The following is an 11,841-nucleotide window of genomic DNA, read 5'->3' as shown; positions in this document are numbered from 1 at the left end:
AGCCGCAAGCAGGCATGGGATTTGCATAATCGGTTTCTGGTTTGCAAAATCAATATTTCAATTTTGATTAACTGTTACAACCATTCCGGACTTATCAGTCCAAAAAGGAAAGAAAAAGGGGGTAGTTAATATGACTAACAGCGGTAAAATTCTAGTAACAGGCGGAAGAGGCAAAACGGGAAGCCGTATAGCGAAAAGACTTACAGATCTCGGTTATGCCGTTCGTACGGCCGACCGCGGCACTCCCGCACCAGGCAGCACAAATAAGCATGTGACTTTCGATTGGTTTGATGAAACAACACACGAACCGGCTTTGAAAAACGTGGATAAAATTTATTTGGTTGGTCCGGTTGCAGTCATGGATCCATCCAAGATAGTATTGCCGTTTGTGGCGAGGGCTGTGAAGGCAGGCGTGCGCCGAGTAGTTTTGCTCAGCAGCGCTTCTGTGCCTGAAGGCGGACCGGTGTTTGGCAAGGTGCATCAGGCACTCCGCCAGCTTGTGCCGGAGTGGGTGGTATTGCGGCCTTCTTACTTTATGCAAAATTTCACTGAGGGTCATCACGGAGCTCAAATTAACAGTGACGGGACGATGATTACCGCTACAGGATCGGGTCGGGTTGGATTCGTTGATGCCGACGATATTGCCGAGGTTGGAGTAAGAGCGCTGATTGACGAACAATCTCATAATACCGATCATGTCATCACAGGTCCTCAATCCCTTAGTTACGCGGAAGCTGGTGAAATCATCGGGGCGATTGCTGGGCGAACCATCAAACATGTGAATATCAGCACGGAAGAGCTGGCGGCCGGGATGATGAAATTGGAGATGGGCGAAGACTACGCCCGTTTTCTCGCAGGATTGGATGAAGCGATCAGACTTCACAGTACCGAAGACCAGGTTACGGATACAGTTGAACATATAACCGGACGACCGCCCAGGTCTCTGCATGATTTCGCCGTTGCGCACGCCTCCTATTGGAAACAAAAATGAAAGCGGTGAATCTAATTGCATATCTATAACGAACAAACTAATACAAGGAGTGGTAAATATGATATTCAATCCAACAAATAACGAAATGAAGCGGGAATCTTCCCGGGAGGTTTTCAGTAAATTTTGCAAATCTATTTTGGAAAAAGATATGAGTCAATTTATTGAACTTTTTGATGACAATGCGCTGTTCGAGTTTCCTTACGCTCCAAAAGGCTTTACTCAAAAACTTGAAGGGAAGGCTGCCATTTATGAATATATAAAAGACTTCCCTCAACAATTTGATGTCACACGGTTTAGTGAACCAACGTTTCACTTCACGTTGAACCCTAATATTATGATAGTCGAATTCGAAATTGAGGAAGGGCGAACCCTGACTACCAGCAAGCCCTATCTTCAGAAATATATCTCCGTCATCGAAACCAAAGATAATAAAATCGTCCATTACAAAGATTATTGGAATCCGGTAATAGCGCTTGTAGCGCTTTTGGATACAGCATCCTTACAGAATGCCTTAAACGAGCAGTAATACCAAGTGCCACACTAAGTGCCGCAGGAACGCGGTTCTATTGATACACCTCTTAACTAATGTCAAGCGAACCGTCCCCATGCCAAAACTCCTGCCTCCCGGCAGCCATTACCGGGTCTTAGCCATAAGCGGAAGTCAAGTAGCACGGTGGAGCGTTGGCTAAGACCCGGTAATGGCGTTTACTCCGCCGCCCAGTTTACTCTGCCGCCCAATTATTCATTCTATTTTATCGTCAAATCTTCCCCGTTCAAAATCTTCTTCATATTCTTCATCGGGCACATCTTGCCGCACATAGTGCAGGTGTCTTCACATTCCGGTTGGGATTGCTCCCGGTAGCGTCCGGCTTTTTCCGGATCAATAGCCAGTTCAATCATACGCGGGAAGTTGACTTCCGCCCTGGCGGCGCTCATGGCGTTGTCCCAGTCGCGGGCGCCGGGAATTCCCTTGGCGATGTCGGCGGCATGGGCCGCGATGCGGGAGGCGATTATGCCTTCTTTCATGTCTTCCAGATCAGGCAGGCGCAGATGTTCGGCGGGAGTAACGTAGCAGAGGAAATCCGCGCCGCTGGCGGCGGCGATAGCCCCGCCGATAGCGCTGGTAATATGGTCGTAGCCCGGCGCAACATCGGTTACAATCGGACCTAAAACGTAAAAGGGAGCGCCATGACACAGCCGTTTTTCCAGGAGCATATTGGCCGCAATCTCATTAATCGCCATATGACCGGGACCTTCAATCATGACTTGCACATTCCTGGCCCAAGCCCGCTTGGTCAGTTCGCCCAGCACAATCAGTTCCTCAATTTGCGCCGCGTCGGTGGCGTCGTGGATGGAACCGGGCCGGCAGGCATCTCCCAGGCTAATGGTTACATCATACCTTTCACAGATGTCTAAGAGGCGGTCATAATATTCAAAAAAGGGGTTTTCCCGGTTATTCAATTCCATCCAGGCAAAAAGCAAGGATCCCCCGCGGGACACGATATTCGTTAGACGCCTGTTGTTTTTCACCTTTTCGGCAGTGGCCCGGTTAATACCGGAATGGATAGTCATGAAATCCACACCATCTTCAGCGTGTCGTTCCACTACACTGAAGAATTCATCCACTGTAATATCTTTCAATTCTTTATCCAGCATGCCGACGGCATCATACATAGGCACCGTACCAATCATGACAGGCGCCATGGCGATTAACCGCCGACGGAATTCCTGCGTTTTGCCATAGCAACTCAGGTCCATAATGGCTTCGGCCTTGAGTTCAATGGCTCTTTTTGCTTTTTCAAGCTCCAAATCAAGGTTGTAGCAGTCTTTCGACACCCCAATATTGACATTGATTTTAGTCCTGAGACCGTTTCCCACACCTTCCGGATCCAGGGATTTGTGATTTTTATTGGCGGGAATGACAACTTTTCCTGCAGCTACCAGTTGCTGCAGCCGGTTAACATCCATTTTTTCTTTGCGAGCCACAATCTCCATTTGTTTGGTAACAATGCCCTTGCGGGCGGCGTCCATCTGAGTATTGTATTCCACAGTTCTGCTCCTCCTTTGTGTATGCCCGGAAATTCAGGATTAATTAACAAACAAAAAATAGGAACGGCGAGCTATATACGATTGCACGTAGTAAGCTTGCCGTTTGTCATCATCATCCGCTTCCCTACGGTGGTACTAGCCACATCAGGTTCGAGGGTCATAGACTTAGAATCGGGTCTATATCTCAGCCAGCCTCATCTGGCCCCCCTAGCGCCTATATTTTTATTAATTTTGACTTTACCACATAATAGTGCCGCTGACAAGGGTTATTATAAAAAAGTACCAAAAACGCGCTTACGGAAAACTCTAACAAAATCAATATTTTATCGGTTTTTGCACATTTCAACCTGATGCTCATATTATGTACTAAGAACACATAACTCACTCTTATGCCCTAGTAGTCCACTATAACTGCCCCCTTTCCAAGCAATAATTTAATAGTACCGGCAAAACCGGTATGTTAGTAAAACTAAAGGAGGATATTGGTAATGGAACAAACCAAATTACAGGTGCCCAACTTTTCCATTTTTGAAAATGCCGTTCGTCAAGAGTCATGTTCTGACCCTAACAACCTTTGCACTGATTGCTGTGCAATACATTCCGACCCAAATTGCCGGGCCAATTTTGGGCTTGATTTGGCACCTGTCAACATCACCCCGAACTGCGAGTGCCACGACATCTCTGTTGAAGAAGTCCGTCTCATATGCGCTCAGAATATCTCTTGTACGTTTAACTTTCCGGGAACCGGCAATTGCCGTTTAGGGCCCCGTACAGCCTGCTGCTGCCCACCTACCTTCCCGCCCAGCGGCGTTGCCGAAGTATTTATCACTGCCGCATCAGAAGAATTAGCGCCGGATTGTCAAGGAGTCAACGTAGCGGTTGACTTGCTGGTTGTGCATCCCAACATTTCTTGTCCCCAAATTATCATGCCTGTCGGCATTACCAGGACTTGCAATACCTTCTTCCGTTTCCCGCCGATTGGCACCGGCTGCAACGATCCGGTGAATGTGGTCGGCCCCAATGAGCTGCCTAACGAGCTAAAAGAAATCGACGGCTCCAGCCTGTTGATCCAGGTAGCAGCTGAGTTCTTCAACGACCCGGTTAACGGTCGTCATCTGGATATTACTGGAAAAATTGTCGACAAACTTTGGAAACATGAAAACCTGTGGGTAACTGGCCTGCGTCCGTACGAAATCACCGATGTACAAAGAAATGCCGGCTTTGTCAGCATCACTGTTTCCAATGATTTCACCGGTCATCAAATCCCCGCAGCTCCACAAGGCTGCTTCTAGAGTGTCTAAAACCGGGAAACTGACTTTTTACATCCTGATTGAATATCGACAAAGCGCCGCCACAGGCATTTTGTCAATATCTTTTGCCTGACTTTTACCCAAAATTCTACGTACGAATGAAAGCAATCATGGAAGGGATATCCGAGCCGATTCCGGCATCGAATATCCCTTTTTGCAGTATCAAACACTCCTGTCGTTGAAAACGATACCGGCGAAATAGGAAAGTGCTCTGAACCATTTCAGTGGCGCAGCATCCGCAAAAGCCGCTTCATTCCTCTGACCGGATATCCGCACAACCGCTTTAACCTCCAGCGCAGGCTATATTTCGCCCGCCGCCTTCGCCGCCGCTTAGCGTCTAATTGTATCAATTTTTCTTCCACATCCCGGAGCCGTATAGATAACTCCTTCAGCAAGCTCCTGTTACTGTCTTCGATTGACACCTGATTCCATAATTTGCTTCGGCTGTATTCCCCGGAAGCGCTACCGGGAATTTGGGATAGCACCTTTTGCAGCGTAGCAGCATCCGGCGCCAGATAGATTTTCCGGTCACCTTCCTGATATATAACATTTCCTTCCTGAAGCAGCATTTCCAAATCCAATTTGCTTCACACTCCTTTAGCGCATCACGGATCATGCTTAGGGCAATATTGCTCTATTGCTCAATCATCTGCGCAAGCGCCTCTTCATAAGCCGCTTGCGCCGCAGAACCATTGAACAGCACATCTCTGGCTCTTTCCTTAATTCTCTGTTTTACACTGCGACGCAGTTGTGCATTCTGAGCAAACCTTACCGCCCACTGAATGTATTCACCCTCATTGGCGGCAATGCCCTCGTTAATTCCCAATGCTCTCAGCATATAAGCCCCCCAGCGGCTGCGCGCCATATCTCCCTCCTGCGTAACAACGGGCAATCCCACGTACAACGCTTCCATATTGGTAGTCCAGCCGCCATAAGGGTAAGTATCCAATTGTATATCGGCGACAGCCAGCAAGGAGGAAACAAAGGGTAATGGCGGCACGACAAACAGCCTGTTGTCAACCCCCGCCTCCTTGGCCGCATTCATAATCCGCCGGACAAGCCGCTGGTCAACATTTGCTGAATGGCACGGCTTGAGTATGATCCAGGCATTGTCCGCCTGTTTCAATATTTCGGCAAAAATGTAGTCCCGTCCGGCAACATGCTTGATTCCGTTGGCGCAGGAAACGAATACCACCATATCTGCCGGTATGTTCCAGGCTTGCCGGGAAAGAATTTTCTGACGCCCAAAAGGCGGCGGATATTGGGCCGCCCCCAGGTTGGGCAGTCTCACCAGCTTTTCCCGGTAATGAGCCGCAGCGTCCGCCGGTTCAAAATCGCCACTGATATAATACTGAATTGTCGGCAGCCCGGTAGTGGTCCCGTGCCCGACCAGGGCGCACTGCACAGGCGCCAGTTGGAGTCCGGCCAGCATATAGGTGGCCGGGTCCATACCAATGTCGGTGTAAATAAGAATATCCAGCTCACTGTCCGTAATACTCTGGGCAATAGCAGGCACGTCATACAGATTGTTGAAACGCTGAAACCGGTCACTATGCTTGACAAAAAGCTCGCTAATCTCATCGTGGGTATCCCCCAAAGCAAAGGTATATACCTCAAATCGATTTTTATCATGATGAATGAGACGGTTAACCATATAATAACTGACCGCCTGACTGTAAAAATTACGGGAAATATAACCTACGCGGATTTTGCGGCCGGCGCCGGGTTTCCGGTCACTAAAATTCAAAGCGGCATAGCGGGGAAAATAATGTTGCATATGAGTTGAAATCAGATCACCAAAAGCGGACAACGATTGGATGTTATTACCGCCCAAATATGAAATGCTCCAATAATTGGCGACGAATTCCTGCACCAAGGCGACAAAAACGCTTGGCAGCCGGTGCTGAACATGGTTCAAAGCTTCCCGGCACAAGTCGGTGGCGCAGGTTAGGAATTTTTGCCGCTGGGTTTCCCGCCCACTGAAGTAAGGAGTATTAATCATCCAAAAAGTAAAAACCATTTTAGCAAAAAAAGGAAGAAAAGACGCGTTCCAAACATCCCCGGCTTTTAAAGCTGCGGTCCCGCCGGCGAAGGGCTGGTACAGGCTGGTTACCAGGAGACCCGGATACCAGTTTGCCAGATGATACCCCCTGTCACCATCTTCTTCCTTCTCTTGGTTATTTTCGGCTTCAAGATTCTGCGGCGCAAAGGGGTTCAAGAAAACGCTGCGCCATAATGTAATCAGCAGCCACTGCTGCTCCTCGGTCAATTGGGTAACATGCTCCACCGAAGTTCGCTCAAAATACTGCCTGAGTTTTTCCCTTAGGGAACGGCAAAACTCTAGGAGGGCCTGATATTCATCATCAGGCAAGTTCCCATTGCGGAGCGGCATTTTACGATAGCCATACCACTTTTCCATGATATCCCAGAAAACCGGATTGCCGACGTCCTTGAGCAGCAAGAGGCAATGCCGGAAAAACTTGTCGGTAAAAATCGCGCGCTGAGTCGCCGACTGGCCTTTATAACTATTGTACTGCCGGCCAAACTCCTGCCAAACGCAGCCCCAGCCCTGTTCCGCAATCATCGCCGCTATCTGATGGAAATCATACTCTTCCCCCGCGGAAACCGCCGGCGCTTTTTTCTTACCATCCGGTCGTCCGACGGAAGGCGGCGGCTTCCGTCCCAACTCCTCGTACAAAGCAAGATAGCCGTCAACCATTGTCCCGGCGCCAAAGGCTTCCACCGCTTTCTTCCTGGCTGCGGTCCCTGCCTGTTGCCGCCGAGCAGCATTGCCGAGAAAACAGTTGATGCCTTCAGCCAATTGTTTACTGTCTCCCAGCTGCGCCAGATATCCTGTTTCCCCATGGACAACAAGTTCGGCCATCCCGCCGGCGGCCAGGGCAACTACCGGCGTACCGCAGGCCATAGCCTCGCAAACTGCCAAAGTTGCATTTTGCCGGCGGTTTAGAGCCAGGAACACGTCGGCGGCCCCGTAATGCGCCGCCAATTGCCGTCGGTCAACGGCAACGGGTATGTCAATATGGGAAACCGGCAGTCCGGCCAAGCTTGAATTGGTCGAATTGGTTGAATGATCAGTTCCGCCCAGGTTTAGCAGCACCAAATCCGGAAACGCCGCACATACTTTACGCAGGGCCGTATTGGCCCAATAGGCTTCCCGGACCCAATCGGTGATGCCGTGGCAATCGCACAAAAGCACCGGCCGATCCAAGGGCAGACCTAGTTGGGTGCGAAAAAATGCTCTGTCACCCGGCTGAAACGCTTTCCCATCTACGCCATTCCGTATGAGCCGGATGTCATGTTCCTGCAGGATGCTTGCCGCCACCTGATCTTTTAGCCACTTGGTGGGGCATACTATGGTAAAATCGGACAATTGAAAAGAAAATCCCTTTAAATACTGTACCAGCTTGCAAGCTTTACTCCCTTCGCCTTTGTCGCCTTCCGGACAGTGGGTACACCAGCCTTGCCGCCAGTAATCGCAATAATCAGTGTGATAACAGCCGGCAGTAAAAGCATAAGTATCCTGCAATGACCATACCATCGTCTTGGCGGTCAGAAATGGCAGCAGTAAGAAAGAAAAGCCGGCATTGACAGAATGCAAATGTACAATATCAGCTTGGGCAAATGAAGGATGCTCAAGGATGTCTAGGACAGCGGCGGAATACAAATCAAACAAGCCTTTACGCTTTTCCTCGGCTAAAAGTTGCTGCCGCCAGCCGGATTGAAGACCGGAAACCGGTATAAAGCGAGGATCACCCGGCCTACTGTGTTGGGAAAACAGGGCCGTGTCATGGCCCAAAGCCGTCATGGCTTCCATGAGGGTCCTGGCAATACCGGTTCCCCCGCTTTGACTGTCAGAGAAGTCTATGTGGACTACCCGCAAACCCCTCATCTCCTATCACTCATTGCTCTCAACTAAGGTGGGAACTGCTGAAAAACCGCCATCTGCGTCGTTACTCCTGCGTGCTTCACTCCAGCGTACATCCCAGTACGCTTACGTTCCAGTACTCGTCGTGCCTAGACGGTCTGACTATGATTGATCATAAATGATTATCAAGTTGATATTCAATAAGTCTGTTTCATATGCAACGGTATCTAACGATTTTTGAGCAGTTCGTGGCAATCGATGGTCTGAGTACTACTAACTATATTACTCTTTACAGTGCCTGTCATATATTTCGCATAAAACCGCCTCGTAGGCTGCCTGGGCTTCTTTTCCGTTAAACAGGGTGGGCTTGGCGTGCTGGACAATTTGGGTTTTGACTTTTTGGCGCAGGTTGTGGTCCTGGGCAAAGCGGACTGCCCATTCCACGTACTGACTTTCGTTAGCGGCAATCCCTTCCTGCACTCCCAGGGCTCTCAGCATGTGGGCTCCCCAGCGGTTGCGGGCCATGGTCCCTTCCTGGGTAACAAGCGGCAGCCCCATGTATAACGCTTCCAAATTGGTGGTCCAGCCGCCATAGGGAAAGGTATCCAGCTGGACATCGGCAATTGCCAAGAGGGACATGACCTCTTTGGCATCTTTTAGGGGATTGATGATAAACAACCGGTCGCTTACCCCCCGGGCCGCCGCCGTGCTCCGAATCCGTTCCATCAGCCGGTTATCAAGCCCGGAAGAGTCGTAGAAGGGGTTTAGAATCAACCAGGCATTAGGCGCTTGCTTTAAAATTTCCGCCAGCAGCATATCCCGCTCCGGGATATGCTTGATGCCGTTGGCGCACGATACAAAAACTATCACGTCCGCCGGTATACTCCAGTCTTTACGGCTGGCAAGAGCCTGCCCGGAAAATGGCGGCGGATATTGGGCCGCCCCCAAATTGGGCAAGGTGATGAGTTGTTCCCGGTAATGGCTTTGTCCGTCCGCCGGTTCAAAATCCCCGCTGATATAATATTGAATGGTAGGCAGGCCGGTTGTGGTGCCATGACCGACCAGGGCGCACTGCACCGGCGCCAGTTGAAGTCCCGCCAGCATAAATAGAGCCGGTTCCAAACCAATGTCAGCATAAATCAGGATATCAAGCCGGCTGCCGAGAATGGATTTGGCAATGTTATGGATATCATAAGGGTCGGGAAAACGCTTAAAACAATGGCTATTAAAAATGAACTGTTCGGTTACTTTGTCCTGAGTGGGTCCCAGGGCGAAGGTATAGACTTCAAACTTCGACCGGTCATGGTGAATAACCCGGTTCATCATATAGTAGCTTACGGCCTGACTGTAAAAACAGCGGGAAATATACCCGATCCTGATCTTCCCCTGCTCACCGGTTTGACACCGCTCAGGCTTGGCGGCCGGGTATTCAGGAAAAAACCGTTTCATATTGCTGTTGACAAAATCACCGAAGGGGGACAGGACTTTGAGGCTGTTCCCGCCGGCATAAGAGGTCAGCCATAAAGCATAGGTCATTTCCTGTAATAGGCCAATAAAAATACTGGGCTGCTTTGCCTGCCGCAAATACATATCGGCCGCCCGGCATAAAACCGGCGCGTAGTTAACCAGCTTTTGCCGCTGTTTCTCCCCGACGCCGTAACAGGGAGTATGAATCAGCCAGAATGTTAATATCAATTTCACACAAATCGGTATGCCGGCATCATTCCACAACTCTTCCACATCAATGGACTCCTTGTCGGTAATAAAAGGCTGATACATGCTGCGTTGCATCAATCCCGGATAGCCGGCAGCTTGTTTTTCATCACTCCAGCCGGCGGCCGCAACGTTTGTTTCCCCTTGGCCGTCACCGGCTTGCTGCAACACCAGCGGGGAGAAAAAATTCAGAAATAAAAGACGCCATAGCGTGATAAGCAGCCACTGCCATTTTTCATCCAACGCCGCCAGTTCCGTCAGGGATGTACCGGCTAAATACTCATCCAGCTTTTCCCGTAAGAATTGGCAGAACCGCTTCAGTTCACCGAACTCGGCGGCAGACAGGGTACCGGAACGCAGCGGCATATTCCGGCAGGAAAGCCAGGTATCCAGAATATCCCAGAAAGCAGGTTGGCGAACAGATTCAAGCGCCGCCAAACAATTGCAACAAAACTGGTCCGTAAAGATTCCCCGGGCTTCAGACTCGTTTTCCGCAAACCGGTTGTAGCGTTGGCGGAACTCTTGCCATACCTCACTCCAGCTTTTTTCCTTAACCATATCGGCGATCATAATCATATCCGTCTCTGCCGTTTTTACCGCCGGGAGCGGCCCGGACGCAACGGGCAACACCGGCGGATTTTCGCCGCGCATCAATGCGTTATAAAGCTCCATATAACCATCCACCATGTGCTTGGTGCTGAACAGGGTGGCAACTCTGAGCCGGGCCGCATTGCCGGCCCGTTCCCGCAAGGCGGCATCGTCCAGAAAAGTACGGATTCCCCTCGCCAAATCATCACTGTCGGCCAGTTTTGCCAGATACCCTGTTTCCCGGTGAACAACCACCTCCGGTATGCCGCCGACAGCAAAAGCAACAACCGGCGTACCGGCTGCCTGAGCTTCACATACCGTCAAACCGAACACTTCCTGCAAAGCCGGCGCCACAAATAAATCCGCCGCCCCATAGAATTCCGCCAGGAGCCGTTGATCCTCAATGAATGGCATATCAATGCGGCGTGTCGGCAGTCCTGCCAAAATGGATTTATCATAAGTGCCTATATTCAGCAGCACCAGTTCCGGATATTGGCCATGGAGCATATTGAGAGCTTCAATTAAATATCGGCCTCCTTTGCGCGGATCGTTAAACCCGCCATGAGCGGCAAACATAATAATCGGACTATCCGGGGGCAATCCCAGTTTGGTCCGCAATAAAGACCGGTTTCCCGGCTTAAAGGTCTCCACATCCACACCGTTGTAAATCAAATGCACAGGATGGTCCTTCAAAATGCTGGCCTGAGTTTGCTTTTTCAACCACTGGGATGGGCACACCAGAGTAAAATCCGCGGCCCGAAAGATAAAACCTTTCATCAATTGCAGCAGTTGCCGCTGCTTCTTGCCGTCTCCTGCCTGCGCATCAAGCGGACAATCGGCGCACATTCCCTGCCGCCATTGATTGCAGAAATCGGTGTTATAGCAGCCGGCAGTAAAGGCGAGAGGATCATGCAACGTCCATACCAGGGGTTTAGCAGCCAGGAAGGGTAACAGCCAGAATGAGAAATATCCCCCATTGATGCAGTGCAAATGTATCACATCCGCCTGCGCAAAAACAGGGTGTCTCAGTACGCCCAGGAGGGCGGTGGAACTTAGATCAAACAACCCCCGCTGCCTTTCCCGCTCCAAAAGTTTATTCTGCCAGGAAGTCTCCGGCGTGGGTATGGCTATGACCCGGGGATCATTGACGGTTTTACGGTGGGCAAAAATATGGGCGTCGTGTCCCCGGTCCGTTAGGGCATTCATAAGAATCCAGCCGATGCGGGCCGCTCCCCCGGGGTAATCAAAAAGATTGATATGCGCTACACGCAAACGCCTCATCCTCCCTTACTGTGTTACGTTAA

The 11,841-nt window shown here is 50.3% G+C and carries 8 protein-coding genes and 1 riboswitch; of the genes, 3 read left to right on the top strand and 5 right to left on the bottom strand.

Annotation, left to right across the window (positions count from 1 at the left end; translation table 11 throughout):
* Positions 1 to 130 precede the first annotated feature (130 nt).
* Positions 131 to 991, top strand: a complete 861-nt coding sequence (locus tag MAMMFC1_RS12935; protein WP_126308900.1) for an NmrA family NAD(P)-binding protein — start codon at positions 131 to 133, stop codon at positions 989 to 991.
* Positions 992 to 1,049: 58 nt separating this feature from the next.
* A complete protein-coding gene (locus tag MAMMFC1_RS12930) occupies positions 1,050 to 1,517 on the top strand; it encodes a nuclear transport factor 2 family protein (RefSeq protein WP_126308899.1) in 468 nt (155 codons plus the stop codon).
* Positions 1,518 to 1,738: 221 nt separating this feature from the next.
* On the opposite strand, the gene thiC is transcribed toward MAMMFC1_RS12930, so the two are convergent.
* Complete coding sequence (gene thiC, locus MAMMFC1_RS12925) at positions 1,739 to 3,040, bottom strand: phosphomethylpyrimidine synthase ThiC (RefSeq protein WP_126308898.1); 1,302 nt, start codon at positions 3,038 to 3,040, stop codon at positions 1,739 to 1,741.
* 104 nt (positions 3,041 to 3,144) lie between these two features.
* Positions 3,145 to 3,259: riboswitch (TPP riboswitch) on the bottom strand.
* Between the two features lie 269 nt (positions 3,260 to 3,528).
* Here thiC and MAMMFC1_RS12920 point away from each other — a divergent pair.
* A complete protein-coding gene (locus tag MAMMFC1_RS12920; RefSeq protein WP_126308897.1) occupies positions 3,529 to 4,332 on the top strand; it encodes a hypothetical protein in 804 nt (267 codons plus the stop codon).
* 106 nt (positions 4,333 to 4,438) lie between these two features.
* Here the strand turns inward: MAMMFC1_RS12920 and MAMMFC1_RS22700 are convergent, their stop codons facing one another.
* The 4 genes from MAMMFC1_RS22700 to MAMMFC1_RS12905 all read right to left on the bottom strand — a co-directional run bounded on the left by MAMMFC1_RS22700 (position 4,439) and on the right by MAMMFC1_RS12905 (position 11,809).
* Entirely contained in the window at positions 4,439 to 4,570 is a 132-nt protein-coding gene (locus MAMMFC1_RS22700) for a hypothetical protein (protein WP_269471835.1), read from the bottom strand.
* 1 nt (position 4,571) lies between these two features.
* Positions 4,572 to 4,931 (bottom strand): hypothetical protein, encoded by a 360-nt coding sequence (locus MAMMFC1_RS12915; RefSeq protein ID WP_126308896.1) that lies wholly within the window; start codon positions 4,929 to 4,931, stop codon positions 4,572 to 4,574.
* A gap of 53 nt (positions 4,932 to 4,984) precedes the next feature.
* Positions 4,985 to 8,260 (bottom strand): O-linked N-acetylglucosamine transferase family protein, encoded by a 3,276-nt coding sequence (locus MAMMFC1_RS12910; RefSeq protein WP_126308895.1) that lies wholly within the window; start codon positions 8,258 to 8,260, stop codon positions 4,985 to 4,987.
* A 258-nt stretch (positions 8,261 to 8,518) separates the two neighbouring features.
* The gene (locus MAMMFC1_RS12905; RefSeq protein WP_126308894.1) at positions 8,519 to 11,809 is read right to left on the bottom strand and encodes a glycosyltransferase; all 3,291 of its coding nucleotides are present in this window, start codon (positions 11,807 to 11,809) and stop codon (positions 8,519 to 8,521) included.
* Positions 11,810 to 11,841: the final 32 nt, after the last annotated feature.

Source organism: Methylomusa anaerophila, from assembly GCF_003966895.1.
GTDB classification, from domain to species: Bacteria; Bacillota; Negativicutes; order Sporomusales; family Sporomusaceae; genus Methylomusa; species Methylomusa anaerophila.
Note: the sequence above shows the minus strand (reverse complement) of the source record. Positions and strands in the feature narration are given on the sequence as shown.